This is a genomic window from Exiguobacterium sp. Leaf196 (assembly GCF_001423965.1).
Taxonomy (GTDB): domain Bacteria; phylum Bacillota; class Bacilli; order Exiguobacteriales; family Exiguobacteriaceae; genus Exiguobacterium_A.
In genome coordinates, this window is sequence record NZ_LMPV01000008.1 from 27977 (window position 1) to 45128 (window position 17152).

Here is a 17152-nt window from a genome sequence, read left to right on the forward strand (position 1 = left end):
AAGGATGGATTTTGAACGTTTAACGGATCGGGCACATGAGGGAATCGTCTCTGCCCAAGCGATTGCGAAACAACGTCGTCATAGTGAAATCACAGAGTGGCATTTGTTACTTGCCTTACTTGCTCAAGAAGAGGGAATTGCACGGGTCATTTTTGAAAAGTTGAATCAACGGATTGAGACATTGAATGCAGCGATTGACGAAGCGATTGGTAAGCTTCCGGCTTTGTCCCAGGCGACGACGCCACGGATTGGGGGCTCGTTGCTGAACGTGTTGACGGAAGCGGAGACGGAAGCGCGACTCATGCAGGATGACTACGTCTCCGTCGAACACTTATTATTAGCCCTGATCAAACAATCAAGTCCAGCAGCTCAGTATTTACGTCGTCAAGGCATTACGGAAGAGACACTTCGGGAAGCGATCGTCAGTATGCGAGGCAATCGGAAGGTCACGACGAAAAATCCCGAAGAGACGTTTGATGTGCTGAAAAAATATGGACGCGATCTCGTAGCGGACTTCCGATCGGGGAAAACGGATCCGGTCATCGGTCGTGACGACGAAATTCGACGTGTCATCCGGATTTTAAGTCGGAAGACTAAAAATAATCCCGTTTTAATCGGAGAACCTGGTGTCGGGAAAACGGCAATCGTTGAAGGGCTCGCGCAACGGATCGTCCGAGGAGATGTACCGGAGAGTCTGAAGAACAAGCAGTTGTTCAGTTTAGACATGAGTGCACTCGTCGCTGGTGCAAAATACCGTGGTGAGTTCGAAGAGCGCCTGCAGGCAGTCTTGAATGAAGTCAAGGAGGCCGAAGGACAGATTCTCTTATTCATCGATGAGCTGCATACGATCGTTGGTGCCGGGAAGACGGACGGCGCAATGGATGCTGGAAATATGCTCAAGCCAATGCTTGCGCGAGGAGAATTGCACTGTATCGGTGCGACGACGCTTGACGAGTACCGAAAGTATATCGAAAAGGATCCAGCGCTCGAACGTCGCTTCCAACAAGTCCTCGTCGCGGAACCGGATGTTGAGGATACGATCTCTATTCTGCGTGGATTAAAGGAACGGTTCGAGATTCACCACGGTGTGCGGATTCATGACAATGCACTCGTCGCGGCGGCGATGTTATCCGATCGGTATATTACGGATCGGTTCATGCCGGATAAAGCGATTGATCTCGTCGATGAAGCGTGTGCGATGATTCGGACGGATATGGAGTCGATGCCGGCTGAACTCGATTCCCTCGTCCGCCGGGTCATGCAGCTCGAGATCGAGGAAGCAGCATTAAAGAAAGAGACGGATGAAGCATCCCGGAAACGACTTGCCGTCTTACAGCAAGAACTCAGTTCTGCCCGAGAAGATGAGAGTGCGCTTCGGACAAGATGGGAACGGGAAAAAGAGAGTTCGCAAAGTGTCCAACAGTTACGCGCGGATCTTGAGAAAGCGAAACTGGCGTTACAAGAAGCCGAGGGGCGCTATGACTTAAACCGGGCATCAGAAATCAAGTACGGTCAAATTCCAGACCTTGAAGCGCGTCTGAAAGTCGCGGAAGAATCATCTGAACACGTCTCCCACGAACTGGTTCGAGAAGCGGTGACGGAAGAAGAGATCTCCGACATCGTCTCGAAATGGACCGGCATTCCAGTGACGCGGCTCGCGCAGGGCGAACGGGAAAAGCTACTCTATCTCGAGGATACGCTTCATGAGCGTGTCTTCGGTCAAGACGAAGCGGTTCGTCTCGTCGCGGATGCTGTCATTCGAGCGCGAGCAGGTATCAAGGATCCGAATCGTCCGATCGGCTCGTTCTTGTTCCTCGGTCCGACAGGAGTCGGGAAGACAGAACTTGCAAAAGCCTTGGCGGCAGCGATGTTTGATAGTGAAGATCATATCGTCCGCATCGATATGTCGGAGTATATGGAAAAACACAATGTCTCCCGTCTCGTCGGTGCGCCTCCAGGATACGTTGGTTATGAAGAAGGCGGTCAATTGACGGAAGCCGTCCGACGGAGCCCGTATTCGGTTCTTCTATTCGATGAGATCGAAAAAGCGCACGGAGATGTCTTCAATATCTTGCTTCAGTTGCTCGACGATGGTCGGTTAACAGATGCGCAAGGACGTGTCGTCGACTTCAAGAACACGATCGTCATCATGACATCAAACATCGGTGCGACCATCTTGCTTGAAGCAGCAAAAGATGGTGTCATCGATGCGGCGGAAGAAGAAGCCGTTCGCCAAGAACTGAAGCGTCACTTCCGACCGGAATTTTTAAACCGGATTGATGATACGATTTTGTTCCATCCACTCCACCGGACAGAGATTGAACGAATCATCGACAAAGCGGTCGAGAAGATGACTTCTCGCTTGTCTGGACGCGGCATTACGATTGATGTCACGGATGCTGCGAAGACGCTGATCTTTGAAGAAGCATTCGAACCGCAATACGGTGCGCGTCCAATCAACCGTTATATGCAACGGACGATTGAGACGAAGCTTGCCCGAGCTTTGATCAGTGGGGCGATTCAAGATGGTTCCCAGATTGCGATCGATGTAGCAGACGGTGAACTAGTCGTAAACGGATAAAGCAGATGCTAGAAAAAGGAGTCGACTCGGCTGAAACGAGTCGACTCCTTTTAGCGTTTACGGAAGAACCATATCCGCATCCACCAGATGCGTGATAAGCTAGAAAAAAAGAGAAAGAGGGAACGCCATGAATGTTACACAAGCCCAACTCGAGGAGTTGATTGAGGAGTGTCGTCCGTATACGGTGCTTGGACAAGTCGCAAGTTACATTCCAGAGCTTGCGAAAGTTGATCCGACCCAACTTGGTATCGCTGTCTGTAATGCCGACGGGACGTTCGTTTCGGCAGGTGATGCGGACACGATGTTTACATTACAGAGTGTGTCGAAGATCATTACACTGGCATTCGTCCTCGAGACATTCGGAGAAGATTATGTCTTTTCGAAAGTTGGGATGGAACCGACGGGTGATGCGTTCAATTCGATTGCGAAACTTGAAGAGACGATTCCGACAAAACCGCTCAATCCAATGATCAATGCAGGAGCACTAGCAGTGACCAGCATGTTGCCGGGAACGGATGCTGCGGATAAATTACTACAATTGCGTCAATTCATCGCAAAACTATTGGATATTAAAGTAGAAATGGTAAAATATGACGCAGATGTCGCTGAATCAGAATTCGAAACGACAGATTTGAATCGAGCGTTGCTCTACTTCATGCGCTATCACGGCGTCATCGAAGGCAACGTTGAAGAGATCATCGACGTCTACACGAAACAATGTGCGATTTTGACGAACTGTAAAGGACTTGCCATGATGGGGAAAATTTTAAGTACATCTGGAAAAACGCCATCCGGGCGTCAAGTCATCTCGCGACGTAACGCACGAATCATCCGGGCCATCATGACGACATGTGGCATGTATGATGCATCTGGAGAATTTTCTGTCCAAGTCGGACTTCCTGGAAAAAGTGGTGTTTCCGGTGCGGTCGTTGCCTGTGGTAGAAGTGATTTCGATATGGCTGATCTCGGAATCGGTGTGTTTGGTCCTTCCCTTGACGCGAAAGGCAATTCGATTGCCGGAACAAAGATGCTTGAACTACTTGTTCAACGTCACCCGTGAGCGATCTCAACTTGATCGAGTGCGTTACGCAGTTCATCCTCTAAGCGTTTGATCTGATGCAAGCGCTCTGCTTGATAAGCAGTCGGAACCTCGAATGACCGCCATCTTTCCAGTCGCTGATACGTGTCATTGATATGTCCGAGTTGCGTCTGGGTTGTTTTTAGACGATCGACAGCGGACTTCGGTTGATTTGTATAGGGACGCAAGTACTCGACCGTATAGCGGTACGCTTTCGTCGCAAGCCGCAACTCATGCATCCGTTCGATACGTTTGGGACCATCCTTTCGTTGTACTTTTTCAAATTGTTCACGTTTTTTCTCATAGCGTTTCTCCGCGGCATGAATCAGTTCTTTTTCTGACATCCGCTTGAGGCGTTTTGTCATCGGACTCGCTAAAAATCGACGGACGGATCGATCCAGTTCATTTGAGATCAAGAGATGCATCGTCTCAATCAAGGTCGAACGTTTTCCTTGGAGTTGTAAGGCGACATGGTTTGCGAACAATTGGTCGATTTCTGTTTTTTTCGAAGTCGCTTCGAGCTGTACGTCGAGATCGCGCACTTCACCGAAGGCGTGCATCAGACGCTTCCAAATCAAATAGACGGGTTCTTCCGTCAACTCGACCAATCGAGCGAACGTGATCAGTTTCCGCAAGCGAATCCGAGCTTGATGGATATCTTCCGGATTTTCAAACGTTTGTGATTCTTTGGCATAATGATTGAAGGTAGACCAGGTCTCGAGTAGTTCAAAAGTTAGCTTTTCAGTATCTCGATGGTTCATGAGATGAATCCCTCCTTGGATTGATTTCGTAAGAGTTCAAGAATGATGCGTTTTAAAATTAAGGAGGACTCCTCCTGAAATGTGGTGGAAACATGTTAGAAACAGTTACGTTCTCAGGAAAGATGAAGCAATTTGTGAAAATCTTCTTTCCAATTCTCGTAACGCAAGTCGCGTTTTATTTAATCAGTTTTTTTGATACGGTCATGGCCGGTCGATATGGCTCTGCTGATTTAGCTGGAGTCGGTGTCGGAGCAAGTCTATGGGCACCTGTTTACACAGGGTTGACTGGTATTCTACTTGCCGTCGCGCCGCTCGTTTCCCAAGCGATGGGAGCGAAACGCGAGCGGGAAGTCAAACGGATCGTCATGCAGGCGTTGTACGTCGCTGTCGTAATCATCGGATTGACAGTCGTCATCGGACTTCTCGCTGTCAATCCGATTCTCGAGCGGATGGAGTTATCGGTAGAAGCGCGCGAAGTCGCACGGAACTATCTCTTGATGCTAGCGCTCGGCATCGTGCCGATGTTCGTTTTCTTCGTCTTACGAACACTCATCGATTCATTAGGAAAATCGAACATTACGATGGTCTTACTACTAATCTCTTTACCCATTAACGTCCTTTTCAATTATCTATTCATTTTCGGAAACTTCGGTTTTCCGGAACTCGGTGGTGTCGGTGCGGGAGTTGCGACTGCCATCACGTACTGGATTCTTTGTCTAGCAATCATTGCTGTCGTCATGAAAGGAGAGCTGTTCCAGCGTCTTGGTGTTCTCCGACGTTTTTACCGTCCGGACATGAAGCGGATCAAGGAATTGATTCTACTCGGTGCGCCGATCGGTCTCGCGATTTTTTCAGAAGTCAGTATTTTTTCAGCCGTCACCTTGTTGCTTGGAGCGTATGGCGACGTCATCATCGGTGCCTATCAGGCTGCCATCAACTTCGCCTCGTTCGTCTATATGATTCCGTTGTCCGCTGCGTCCGCATTGACAATCACAGTCGGTTTCGAGGTCGGTGCTAAACGGATCAAGGATGCGGTTCAGTATGTTGGCATCGGGTTGACGATGTGTGTTGCGGTTTCCGTGTTTTCCGGTATCCTGTTGTACTTAAAGAATGAAGAACTCGCAGCGTTATATAGTCGAGACCCAAAAGTCATCGAAGCAGCTGCACACTTTATGATTCTCGCGATTTTCTTCCAATTGTCAGATGCCGTCGCTGCACCAACGCAAGGTGCACTACGTGGGTTCAAGGACGTCAACGTCACCTTCTTATTGACGATCGTAGCCTACTGGGTCATTGGACTACCATTAGGTTTTTATCTTGAACGCTACACAGCACTTGGACCAGATGGATACTGGTGGGGATTGATCATCGGTCTTGCGGTCGGAGCGACACTATTGCTTGTTCGTCTTATGTACTTAATCCGTAAATCAAGGAGGCTGGCATCTTGAAATTCTCAAAACAACGGCTCATGACGATTGCGAAGATCATCTTGCCGATCGTCTTGATCGGATTCATTTTTTATCAAGGACAAAATGAATTACGCAGTTTGTCTCTAAAGGAATCAATTCAAGCGATCCGCCAAGTACCATCTTGGCAGTTCATCCTGTTGATTCTCGCAGGTCTCGTGGCAGTCTCGACGATGTTCTTTTATGACTTCTTTTTGTTGCGCTCGCTAGAAGCAAAAGCACCAGTCGGATTGATTTTCCGAGCGTCCTGGATTGCGAACTCCTTTAATGGCATCATCGGTTTCGGAGGTCTCGCAGGGATGGCCATCCGGTCCGCCCTGTATCGACCATTCGTTGAAGGCGGACGCCTGTTGAAAGCGATCGGTTGGATGGCGCCGACATTGATTAGCGGTTTGTCAATCTTATCGACATTATCCCTCTTGCACATCTTCCCAGCGTTTGAAGTGCTTGAAATGAAGAAATGGTTATGGCCTGTCATCATCGGTGTTGCCTTATTCTTCCCGCTCTATCTATTGTTCTCGTTTCGACGTGGGAACAGCAGCATTCATCCGAAATCGATTGCCTTATACTCCGTTGTATCGTTTGCGGAGTGGTTTAGTGCCGGTGTCGTCGTCTATCTCATTTTGGCAGCACTCGGAACAGACGTCAGTTTTGCAAAAGTGATCGGTGTCTTCATCATCGCTGCGACAGCCGGTTTGATTTCGATGGTACCTGGCGGATTCGGTTCATTCGACTTAGTCTTTTTGATCGGTATGCAGCGTGCCGGAGTCGAGGAAGGCATCGTCTTGACGGGATTATTGATTTATCGTCTCGTTTATTACTTGATTCCCTTCTTAATCGGTGTCGTCTTCTCGGCTCGAGAGTTTAGTGGTCCAGTCGTCAAGATGATCGAAGATAAACCCATTGTTGGTCCGTCGGTTGAGGTCGGGGGTGTCATTTGGCGCTTGCAATTGCGATTCCTCAGTAAAATTCGTCACTTCACCTTAGCGTTGATTACGCTTGTCGCGGGTATCACGATCTGGGGGCTAGCGATTTTGCCACCGGTCTCGACACAATATGAATATCTGGAATCTAAATTGCCCCATGAAGCGTTGTTGCTCGCAAACAGTTTCTTTTTGATGGGCGGACTATTATTTGTCCTCTTATCGACGGCGCTCTATCGTCGAACGAAGCGTTCCTTGTATATGATGTATGGCGCATCGTTCTTCGCGCTGGTCGGGATGGCACTTCGTGGATTTAACTTGATTTCCTTCCTTGCCGTCGTCGTCGTCCTCGGATTGTTACTGATGTCTCGTAACGCGTTTCATCGGGAACGGACACTGATTACGACGTCGCGTTTCATCCGGGTTGCGTTCGTTGGTCTGTTGTACATTGGCGGGTTCGTCTTTTTCGGATACGCTTTTTATACACTCGGGTCGGCAGACGGAACAGAAGTGTATCCGTCGCATGAGATTTTCATGTTTGCCGCGAGCTCATCCATCTTTGCGCTCGTTTATGGATTAGTTTTCATACGCTTGTTTAACACATTTAATCAACCGGTGCTCGGGGAGCAGTTTGATGCTGAAAAAATCGAAACGGTATTACGTGAACAGGGTGGCAATTATTTGAGCCATTTGGCGTTTCTCGGAGATAAGCGCTTCTTCTTTTCCGAAACAGGTCGTTCGTTCATTCAGTTTAGTCAGACTGGCAACCGGATCATGGTACTCGGTGATCCAAGTGGAGATCCAAAGGAGCATTCACAAGTCATCGCCTCCTTCCTGCGCCGTGTCGAAGATCTCGGATACATTCCGAACATCTATCAGATTCAAGCACAAAACATGTCGCTGTATCATGATTTCGGCTTCAACTTCTTCAAACTCGGCGAAGAAGCGATCGTCGATATTCCGTCTTTCACCGTATCAGGAAAAAAACGAGCTGGACTTCGCTCGATTAAAAATCGCTTTGAACGAGAAGGTATGACGTTTGAAGTGATCGAGCCACCTTTTTCGGATACATTGTTAGCAGAACTGCAAGAGGTCTCGGATGAATGGTTAGGTGGGAAGTCTGAAAAAGGCTTCTCACTCGGTTACTTCCACAAACCTTACTTAAATCGAGCACCAATCGGCATCATGCGTGAAGCGGAAGGACGGTTGATCGGATTCATGACGTTCATGCCTGCTTACCAAGAGGGAGTCCTATCGATTGACTTGATGCGTTTTCGACCGGACGGACCGAACGGGATTATGGATGCGATGTTCATTCGGCTATTCGAATATGCGAAAGAAGAAGGCTACCGGACATTCAACATGGGAATGGCGCCACTCTCGTCCGTTGGCGAGGATGAAACGTCCTTCTGGCAAGAACGTGTGGCGGCAGATGTCTTCAATAATATTCGTTACATGTATAGTTTCACGGGTCTACGACGATACAAAGAAAAATACGATCCAAAATGGGAAGGGCGCTACCTTGCTTACCGAAAGCGGCAATCGTTACCGATAGCAATCTTAAAAGCGACGCGTCTGATTTCTCGAAAGAAAGACCGAATTTTATTACCCTGATCGACTGACGCATGAAGATGGCAGTAGACGGGTATACAAAGGGCGACCCTTTGTCTAATGACAAACGGGATCGCCCTTTTGCAATTTCAGTTCAAATGTATAAAGGTCTATACAACTAGAAATAATCACGTTATACTAAATACGAAAGCAAGTCATGGAACGGATAGAGAAAGGGTGATGCCAGATGACAGTGATCATCAATGCCCGGATTTACACGGGAGAGCAGACGATTGAAGACGGGTTCATTCGCTTTGACCGAACCATCGAGGCGATTGGAACAATGTCGGAATTTGAGGAAATCGCAGGAGAAGAGACGATCGATGCGCACCATCAATCACTCATTCCTGGAATGATCGATGTGCACATTCATGGGGGATATGATGTCGATGTCATGGATGGAGATGCCGAGAGGTTGCATCATTTCAGCCGACAGATGTTACAAGAAGGCGTGACGTCCTTTTTAGCGACGACGATCACCCAAGATTGGGCAGACATCACACGAGCGCTCGAGACGGTGCGAACAGTCGTTGAGGAAGAGGACACGACGATCGTCGGTGTTCATCTCGAAGGACCGTTCATCAACCCGGATTATGCTGGTGCGCAACCGCGCGAATATATCGTTGAACCCGATGTCGAACAGTTCCTGAAATGGCAGGAAGCGTCTGGCAATACGATCAAAATCGTGACCTATGCCCCAGAACGCCCGGGAGCGCGTGCATTCGAAGAGGCAGTGCGATTAACGGGTGCGATTCCGTCTGCCGGCCATACGGATGCGACGTATACCCAAAACCAAGCTGGTCATGTCACCCATGGTACTCATCTCTACAATCAAATGCGTGCGCTGCATCACCGGGAACCGGGAACAGTCGGGTACTGTCTCCTGACACCGGAAGTCTATTCCGAGATCATTCCGGACGGGATTCATAGTGCACCGGAAATGGTGGACTTCGCCTACCGGATAAAGGGTGCAGATCGATTGATCGTCATCACGGATGCGATGCGCGCCAAAGGACTCGCAGAAGGTGAATACGAGTTAGGGGGACAAGCTGTATTCGTTCGAGACGGTGCGGCACGCCTTGAGAACGGTAGTTTAGCCGGAAGTATTTTGACGATGGACGCCGCTTTACGAAACATCATCGCCTATACAGGTTGTACGCTCGAAGAAGCGGTTCGTATGACATCGGTCAATGCGGCAAAAGAGCTTCAGTTGACACAAAAGGGAAGTCTCTCGATCGGTAAGGATGCGGATATTGTGTTGCTCGACGAGGGATTACACATTCAAGAAACGATTCATCGTGGTACGCGATACCGGATCACGAACGGAAAGGAGTCTACCTCATGAAATGGATGATTGTAGAAAAAGGAGAAGAATTAGCGCATGTGGCGTATCAATTTTTGAAACAGGAAATTGAGCGTCATCCGGAAGGATTAACAGTAGGGCTTGCGACGGGCAGTTCACCAGTCGGTGTGTATGAAGAATGGCGGAAGGACTCGCTTGACTGCAGACATGTGACGACGGTCAATCTAGATGAATATGTCGGTCTCAGCCCAGAACATCCACAAAGCTACCATACGTTCATGCAAGAACACTTGTTTAATGACGTACGTTTCAAGGAGTCTTTCGTACCAATCGGGAATACAGAAGATCCGGTTAAAGAAAGTGAACGATACGAGGCGCTCGTGCGCAAGCGAGGAATCGATATCCAATTGCTCGGAATCGGAGCGAATGGACACATCGCCTTCAATGAACCGGGTACGCCGTTCGATGCGAAGACACACGTGACGGAATTAACGGAATCGACGCGAGAAGCGAATCAACGTTTCTTTGATCGATTGGAGGAAGTGCCGACGAAAGCGATCACGATGGGAATCGGTACGATCATGGAAGCAAAAAAAATCCTTCTCGTTGCTTCAAGCGAACGAAAGGCAGAAGCCGTCCGCGATATGATGGAAGGGGTCGCGACAACGGATTGTCCGGCGACCGTACTCAAACGCCATGCCGATGTCATGGTGATCCTCGACGAAGAGGCCGCCTCTTTATTGTCAGATGACGCTAAACGTACAGGGCGGGCTGCTTATTTGAATTTCATGAAAGCATGATGGAGAAACACGAATGAATTACAAGGTACAGAGCCACCCCATCAATTGGCTTTGTACCTTTTTTGTAGTTCTTGAAAGAAGGGAATAAAGCCCGGTCTCATGCGATTTTATATTTTAAGGCGAGATAGGTAAGGAAATCACGAAAGACGACATACTGGTAGCATTCATGCTAATCAGGCAAAGTGCTACGATGCCGGAATTATTTTAGATGCAACTATTCTGTGCAGTTTCTTTAATCGAAACGTAAATTGACATTTCATTAAATGTCCGGATAATGGAGATTAGCGAACTTTACGGAAAATTTACATGAAAATGAGGGTTTACATGATGGAAACACGATCCGCACGAAAGAGACAGCCAAGTGCTGGCAAGATGTTCATGAAAGTCGTCGCTGCACTCGTCCTGCTCGTCACAATCATCGGTTCTGGTTATGCTGGAGCTGTTTTTATCAAAACGCAAGAAACATTGGCAAAGACGCAGATTAAGATTCCCGGCTCAAAAGTGAGCTCTAAATATGATGATGTTCCGTCTGAATCATTCTTGATTCTCGGAACGGATGAAACGAAAAAAAGCAAGGAACGTCATGAACCAGCTCGTTCAGACGTCATGATCGTCGGAATTTTGAACAAAAAGACGGAGCAACTAGTGTTGACGAGTATTCCGCGTGATTCACTCGTGAACATCGATTATTCGAAGTATGACATCCCGTATGGCAAGACGGGAGTTGAGCAAGATAAAATCGCACATGCCCATTACTTCGGTTCGATGGATAAATCGAATTCCTATAATGGCATTAAATTAGCACGTGAAACGACAGAAAACCTACTCGGGATTCAAATCGATCACGTCATCAAAGTTAATTTCCAAGGATTCGTTCAATTGATTGATGCATTAGATGGTGTCAATATCGATGTACGGTATGCATTTAAAGAACAAGATTCAAAACGTAAAGCGGGGACCATCACCGTTGATAAAGGAAAGCAACATTTGACGGGGGAACAGGCACTGGCCTATGTCCGGAACCGTCATGATGATCCGCTCGGTGATATCGGTCGCGGACAAAAACAGATGCAAGTCATTCAAGCGGTCGCAAAAGAAGCGGCAAGTTTCCGTTCGCTCACTGCATACCGTGATATTTTGGATGCCGTGGGTGATAATGTTGAAACAAACTTAGGACCGAATGATTACACACGCTTAGCAGATTTCACTGCAGCACTCCGTGACACAACGGAGTATCAGCTCGCTGGAGAAGGCTATATCGGCATTAGCGGGAAATGGGAATACCACCTCGATCCGAATCAACTGGAACAAGTGAAGAGCAACTTAGCGAAAGCGATGCAAGGTCAAGAAGTCAAGCCGATCGCAGATGAAACGGACGCTGCACAAGATACGACAGAACAAGCACCAGAGACAGAAACGATTCCTGCGCAGTAATCTATACACGAAAACCCCTCGAATCACCGTCACAGTACGGCGGTTCGAGGGGTTTTTCAGCGTTGGCGTTCCATTTCGACAGTGAAGGTATATCGATCTCCTCGGTAAGCAGAGATGACGTATTCAAACGGTTGTTCCGTCGCGAGATACGTCAGTTGCTCGACGGATAAGACAGGCGAAGCGGTCGACAAGCCAAGGTGACTCGCTTCTTCCTTTGTCGCGAGACGTGATTCAAATGTTTGACTCGCACGTCCGAGGTTTAATCCACTCGCTTCAGCAAATGCATAAAGTGATGCGGTCGCGACGTCTTGATCGAGTCCAGGCAGGAGTTGCTCTGGGATGTAGACAGTCTCAAGAGCAAGAGCTTGCTCATCAGCAATACGTAAACGTTTCAATTCATATACGGATGCGCCTTCACGAATCCGGAGCTTATTTGCGATCGTCATCGACGCGTCGATGATTTGATAGGAGAGGAGCGCACTCGTCGGTTCTAGTCCAAGATGTTCCATCTCTTCCGAGAAACTCGTCAAACCGGAAAGTTGCATGACGATTTTTTTATTCGCGACGAATGTTCCTCGTCCTTTTTGACGAATCAAGTAACCAGCGTTGACCAAGTTTGAAATGGCTTGACGAACCGTCATTCGGCTAATTTGGTGGGCCTCGGCGAATTCGCGCTCGGACGGAATCAAATCTCCAGGTTGAAGGACGCCGCTTTCGATTTGTTGTTTTAAGGCAGCTTCAATTTGATAGTAAATGGGGAGTGGTGAATTTTTATTGATATGCTGAATCACGGCATTTCGTCCCTTCGCGATCGGTAGTCTTTCGTCTAGTGTACTAGGAAAAAGGCAAGTCGACAAACGGTTCTGGATGAAATATGGCATAATACAGAGTGAAACTGACAGAGAAAGGTGGTCGAGGCATGCGCCCCGAACAAATAGAATCCGATGTCCGAACCTTTCAGACATCCCTTCGTGCGACAAAACAAGTAGATGGTTATTGGGTTGCTTTAGAGAAAAGTTACTTCTATCCGGAGAGCGGTGGACAGCCGGCGGATCGTGGAACATTGAACAACCAACCTGTCCTTGACGTTCAAATCGAAGACGGTGTCGTCTGGCATCAACTGGCGAATCCGCTCACAGGAGACGTCACCGGGATCATAGATGATGCAGTCCGAATTGATCATGCGGCGCAACATACGGCACAACATGTCATCTCTGCAATCCTACAAGATGAATCAAATATCAAGACACTCAGTTTTCGGACGGGAAGTGAGGTCTCGACGCTTGATATCGAGACACCTGAATGGACAACTATGCAACAAGAACAGCTGGATCGACGATTACGACATGTGATTGAACAAGGATTACCGATCACGGCGACAGAGTATGACGAGGCGGAAGCGCTACGCTTACCATTACGAAAAACACCACAAGTTGAAGGACGAATTCGTGTCGTTCAAATCGGCACACTTGATTATAGTGCCTGTGGTGGGACGCATCTCGATTCGACGGCACAGCTCGAGTTGATTCTCTTTACTGGGGTCGAACGGATTCGTGGGAACATTCGTCTATCCTATGTCGCAAAGGAACGGGCATACCAACCCGTTCAGTCAGAACGACGAGTCTTACGGGAAGCGGCGCAAGCTTTGTCAGTCAAGCCGGTTCAAATGCTAGAAGCCGTTCAAGCGTTACAAGAAGAACAGAAACGCTTAACGAAAAAGGTCGAACACGCCCAGGAACAACTTGCAACATTCACGCTCGCTCAAGCTTTAGAACAACAAGAAGGCATTCTGGTATTTGAACATCTGAATGAAGAAATCAAAACGTCCGAGCAACTCGCTAAAGCGATCCAAGAAGCGGGACGCGTCGGCGTCGTCTGGAATGCGACGACAAACAAACTACTGATGAGTAGTCCAGGGGAACCCCATCTTGGGAAGTTCGCTAAAGCGCATGTCCAAGCATTCAATGGACGAGGTGGAGGAAGTGCAGTTCAGGCACAAGCACAATTTACGAATCGGGATGATGCGATGGCATATGTCGATCGATTACGGGAGGAATATCAGTCATGACAGTCATTCAAGTACGTACAGCAGAACAACAACAAGCCGTTCGGATGATCCGGGAGCGTGTCTTTGTCGAGGAACAAGGCGTACCACGTCATCTTGAATACGATACACATGATGAAACAGCGATTCATCTGCTTGTCCTCGATGAACAGAGTCGACCGGTTGCAACGGGTCGCACACGTCCATATGACGACCAACGGATGAAGGTGGAACGTGTGGCGACGCTGTCGACAGCCCGAGGAAAAGGATACGGTGGTGAGTTGATGCAGGCGATGGAACGTATCGCGCGACGTGAAGGAAAACAACTGCTGACACTCGGTGCACAAGTCCAAGCCATCCCGTTTTATCAAGGTCTTGGGTATACGATCGTCTCCGATGAATTCGACGATGCGGGCATTCCACACCGGACGATGGAGAAGAAAATGTAAGTTGTTTTGAAAGAAATCCTGCAAAAAGGGTTTCTTTTTTTTGTTTTCTATGTATATATATAATTCATAGTGAATTTTTATACAGACAAATGAATTAAAAACCAGGAGGGAATTATACATGTCAAAGCAAAAATTAATCTTAGCGTACTCTGGAGGACTCGATACATCAGTAGCCATCAAATGGTTGAGCAAGGACTATGATGTCATTGCCTTATGCATGGATGTCGGAGAAGGAAAAGATTTATCCGTCATCAAGGAAAAAGCACTCCTCGTCGGTGCGATCGAATCAATCGTTCTCGATGTCAAAGAAGAATTCGCACAAGACTTTGTCTTGCCAGCACTTCAATATGGCGCCCATTACGAAAATGCCTATCCGTTGATCTCAGCGCTTTCGCGTCCGTTGATCGCAGAAAAACTCGTCGAAGTCGCGCATGAATATGGTGCAACGGCGGTCGCACATGGATGTACCGGAAAAGGGAATGACCAGGTCCGGTTCGAAGTTTCGGTCGCGGCACTTGATCCGTCACTCGAAGTCATCGCACCGGTTCGGGAATGGAAATGGTCACGGGAAGAAGAGATCGCCTACGCGAAAGAAAACAATGTGCCAATCCCGATCAACCTCGATAGCCCATACTCGATTGACATGAACCTTTGGGGACGGAGTAATGAATGTGGCGTCCTAGAAAATCCATGGACAGAACCACCACAAGACGCATATGCGTTGACGGTAGCACCAGAAGACGCTCCGGATCAGGCAGAAGAAGTCATTATCGGCTTTGAAGCAGGTGTTCCAGTTTCTATCAACGGGACGACGTATCCATTAGCGAAACTGATTACGGAACTGAATATCATCGCTGGAGCACATGGGGTCGGACGGATCGACCACGTCGAGAACCGTCTCGTCGGTATCAAATCGCGGGAAGTCTATGAGTGCCCAGGCGCAACTGTTTTACTCAAAGCGCACGCTGCACTCGAGACGATTACATTGACGAAGGACGTCGCGCATTTCAAACCATTACTCAGCAAACAATATGCAGAAACGATCTACAACGGTCTCTTCCATGCGCCATTGACGAAAGGATTGAAAGCTTTCTTGACGGCGACACAACAGGACGTCACAGGAGAAGTTCGCGTTAAACTGTTCAAAGGAAATGCAACTGTCACAGGTCGTCAGTCGGCTGTCTCGCTTTATGATGAGAAACTTGCGACGTACACGAAAGAAGATGCATTCGATCATGAAGCAGCAAAAGGCTTCATCAAATTACACGGTCTTGCCGTTTCAACGCATGCGAGTGTACATCGTCAGGCGGGTGTAACGAAATGACCAAACTCTGGGGTGGACGTTTTACGGAAAGTGCTTCCGCTCAAGCGGAAGCCTTCGGAGCATCAATCACGTTCGATCAAAAATTAGCAAGCGTTGATTTGAGAGGCAGTCTCGCACATGCACAGATGTTATTTGAACAAGGGATTCTCGCTCAAGATGAGTGGACACAAATCCAGCAAGGATTAAAGCAACTCGAAGCGACGTTAAAGGACCATTCCTACACATTAGCGGACGAAGACATTCATATGAATCTTGAGCGTTTGTTGACGGAACAGATCGGTCCAGTTGCAGGGAAACTGCATACGGCACGGAGCCGAAACGATCAAGTCGCAACCGATTTACATCTATGGATGGAGCAGCATGTCGAAGCGTTGACGACGGCATTACGCGAGCTCCAATCGGTCATTACGGAACAAGCTGAGCAACATATCGAGACGGTTATGCCGGGGTATACGCATTTGCAACGGGCACAACCAATCTCGCTTGCGCATCACTTGCTCGCTTATTTCTGGATGTTCGAACGCGATGTCGAACGATTGACGGACAATCAAAAACGGATCCGGAAATCACCACTCGGGGCAGGCGCGCTCGCGGGGACCACGTTCCCGATCGACCGTTTCCGTTCTGCCGAGTTGCTCGGTTTTGAGTCGGTCTATCCGAACAGTCTCGATGCTGTCTCCGATCGCGACTTCGTCATTGAATATCTCGGAATCGCCTCGACCGTCATGATGCATCTCTCACGTTTTTGTGAAGAAATCATCATCTGGGCGTCGCAAGAATTCGGCTTCATCGAGTTGTCTGACGCCTTCTCGACAGGTTCGAGCATGATGCCACAAAAGAAAAACCCTGATTTTGCTGAATTGATTCGTGGAAAAACAGGTCGCGTCTACGGCAACCTGATGGGCTTCTTGACGACGATGAAGGCATTACCACTCGCTTACAACAAAGACATGCAAGAGGATAAGGAAGGGGTCTTCGATACAGCAGATACCGTTCTCAAGTCCGTTCAAATCTTCACCGGAATGATTGAATCCGCGACGTTTAAGACCGAAGCGCTCAAGAAGGCGACAATGCAAGACTTCTCGAATGCAACGGAACTCGCCGACTACCTTGTAACGAAAGGCATACCGTTCCGGGAAGCGCATGAAATCGTAGGGAAAGCCGTCCTTTATTGTGTGCAGAACGGTTGTTTCCTGAAGGACTTGAATCTCGAGACGTATCAAACGTTCCATCCTGATATCACAGAAGACGTCTATCCGCTCCTCGATCCGGTTCAAGCAGTGGCACGCCGGACAAGCTACGGCGGTACAGGGTTTGCTGCCGTTTCGGAGCAACTCGAACTCGCGAAACAGCATCTTGCGAATTGACGAATTTTGAA

General features: G+C 48.4%; 13 protein-coding genes. 11 read left to right on the plus strand and 2 right to left on the minus strand.

From position 1 onward, the window contains the following. The first annotated feature begins 4 nt into the window (after positions 1-4). Entirely contained in the window at positions 5-2581 is a 2577-nt protein-coding gene (gene clpB / locus ASG02_RS10940; RefSeq protein ID WP_056063422.1) for an ATP-dependent chaperone ClpB, read from the plus strand. Between the two features lie 127 nt (positions 2582-2708). Then, positions 2709-3641 carry a glutaminase A gene (gene glsA, locus ASG02_RS10945; RefSeq protein ID WP_035412330.1) on the plus strand — a complete coding sequence of 311 codons (933 nt, stop codon included), beginning with the start codon at positions 2709-2711 and terminating at the stop codon, positions 3639-3641. Here the strand turns inward: glsA and ASG02_RS10950 are convergent. Then, a complete protein-coding gene (locus ASG02_RS10950; protein WP_035412333.1) occupies positions 3632-4420 on the minus strand; it encodes a CHAD domain-containing protein in 789 nt (262 codons plus the stop codon). The two genes, glsA and ASG02_RS10950, sit on opposite strands and share 10 nt — an antisense overlap. 92 nt (positions 4421-4512) lie before the next feature. On the opposite strand from ASG02_RS10950, the gene ASG02_RS10955 reads away from it, so the two are divergent. The 5 genes from ASG02_RS10955 to ASG02_RS10975 all read left to right on the plus strand — a co-directional run bounded on the left by ASG02_RS10955 (position 4513) and on the right by ASG02_RS10975 (position 11957). Then, complete coding sequence (locus ASG02_RS10955; protein ID WP_056063425.1) at positions 4513-5868, plus strand: MATE family efflux transporter; 1356 nt, start codon at positions 4513-4515, stop codon at positions 5866-5868. Continuing rightward, positions 5865-8423: a bifunctional lysylphosphatidylglycerol flippase/synthetase MprF gene (gene mprF, locus ASG02_RS10960; RefSeq protein WP_056063428.1), complete on the plus strand. Its 2559-nt coding sequence runs from the start codon at positions 5865-5867 to the stop codon at positions 8421-8423. The genes ASG02_RS10955 and mprF overlap by 4 nt, the downstream gene beginning before the upstream one ends. Before the next feature lie 184 nt (positions 8424-8607). Next, a complete protein-coding gene (gene nagA, locus ASG02_RS10965; protein WP_056063431.1) occupies positions 8608-9765 on the plus strand; it encodes an N-acetylglucosamine-6-phosphate deacetylase in 1158 nt (385 codons plus the stop codon). Next, the gene (nagB, locus tag ASG02_RS10970) at positions 9762-10523 is read left to right on the plus strand and encodes a glucosamine-6-phosphate deaminase (protein WP_056063434.1); all 762 of its coding nucleotides are present in this window, start codon (positions 9762-9764) and stop codon (positions 10521-10523) included. The genes nagA and nagB overlap by 4 nt, the downstream gene beginning before the upstream one ends. A 324-nt stretch (positions 10524-10847) precedes the next feature. Next, entirely contained in the window at positions 10848-11957 is a 1110-nt protein-coding gene (locus tag ASG02_RS10975; RefSeq protein WP_235514031.1) for an LCP family protein, read from the plus strand. 56 nt (positions 11958-12013) lie between these two features. On the opposite strand, the gene phnF is transcribed toward ASG02_RS10975, so the two are convergent. Further along, on the minus strand, positions 12014-12748 hold the full coding sequence (gene phnF / locus ASG02_RS10980) for a phosphonate metabolism transcriptional regulator PhnF (RefSeq protein ID WP_081780439.1): 735 nt from the start codon (positions 12746-12748) through the stop codon (positions 12014-12016). Between the two features lie 128 nt (positions 12749-12876). Here phnF and ASG02_RS10985 point away from each other — a divergent pair, with 128 nt between their 5' ends. The 4 genes from ASG02_RS10985 to argH all read left to right on the plus strand — a co-directional run bounded on the left by ASG02_RS10985 (position 12877) and on the right by argH (position 17141). After that, positions 12877-14025, plus strand: a complete 1149-nt coding sequence (locus tag ASG02_RS10985; RefSeq protein WP_056063440.1) for an alanyl-tRNA editing protein — start codon at positions 12877-12879, stop codon at positions 14023-14025. Then, on the plus strand, positions 14022-14450 hold the full coding sequence (locus ASG02_RS10990) for a GNAT family N-acetyltransferase (protein WP_056063443.1): 429 nt from the start codon (positions 14022-14024) through the stop codon (positions 14448-14450). The genes ASG02_RS10985 and ASG02_RS10990 overlap by 4 nt, the downstream gene beginning before the upstream one ends. Before the next feature lie 118 nt (positions 14451-14568). Next, positions 14569-15774, plus strand: coding sequence for an argininosuccinate synthase (locus ASG02_RS10995; RefSeq protein WP_035412353.1), 1206 nt, complete (start codon positions 14569-14571; stop codon positions 15772-15774). Continuing rightward, positions 15771-17141: an argininosuccinate lyase gene (gene argH / locus ASG02_RS11000; RefSeq protein WP_056063446.1), complete on the plus strand. Its 1371-nt coding sequence runs from the start codon at positions 15771-15773 to the stop codon at positions 17139-17141. The genes ASG02_RS10995 and argH overlap by 4 nt, the downstream gene beginning before the upstream one ends. Positions 17142-17152 lie beyond the last annotated feature (11 nt).

Bases quoted from the DNA above. Each gene is read 5' to 3' on its own strand.
- nagB (WP_056063434.1), top strand. From the start codon at position 9,762: ATGAAATGGATGATTGTAGAAAAAGGAGAAGAATTAGCGCATGTGGCG.
- ASG02_RS10950 (WP_035412333.1), bottom strand. From the start codon at position 4,420: ATGAACCATCGAGATACTGAAAAGCTAACTTTTGAACTACTCGAGACC.
- nagA (WP_056063431.1), top strand. From the start codon at position 8,608: ATGACAGTGATCATCAATGCCCGGATTTACACGGGAGAGCAGACGATT.
- ASG02_RS10985 (WP_056063440.1), top strand. From the start codon at position 12,877: ATGCGCCCCGAACAAATAGAATCCGATGTCCGAACCTTTCAGACATCC.
- ASG02_RS10975 (WP_235514031.1), top strand. From the start codon at position 10,848: ATGATGGAAACACGATCCGCACGAAAGAGACAGCCAAGTGCTGGCAAG.
- ASG02_RS10990 (WP_056063443.1), top strand. From the start codon at position 14,022: ATGACAGTCATTCAAGTACGTACAGCAGAACAACAACAAGCCGTTCGG.
- argH (WP_056063446.1), top strand. From the start codon at position 15,771: ATGACCAAACTCTGGGGTGGACGTTTTACGGAAAGTGCTTCCGCTCAA.
- clpB (WP_056063422.1), top strand. From the start codon at position 5: ATGGATTTTGAACGTTTAACGGATCGGGCACATGAGGGAATCGTCTCT.
- glsA (WP_035412330.1), top strand. From the start codon at position 2,709: ATGAATGTTACACAAGCCCAACTCGAGGAGTTGATTGAGGAGTGTCGT.
- ASG02_RS10955 (WP_056063425.1), top strand. From the start codon at position 4,513: ATGTTAGAAACAGTTACGTTCTCAGGAAAGATGAAGCAATTTGTGAAA.
- ASG02_RS10995 (WP_035412353.1), top strand. From the start codon at position 14,569: ATGTCAAAGCAAAAATTAATCTTAGCGTACTCTGGAGGACTCGATACA.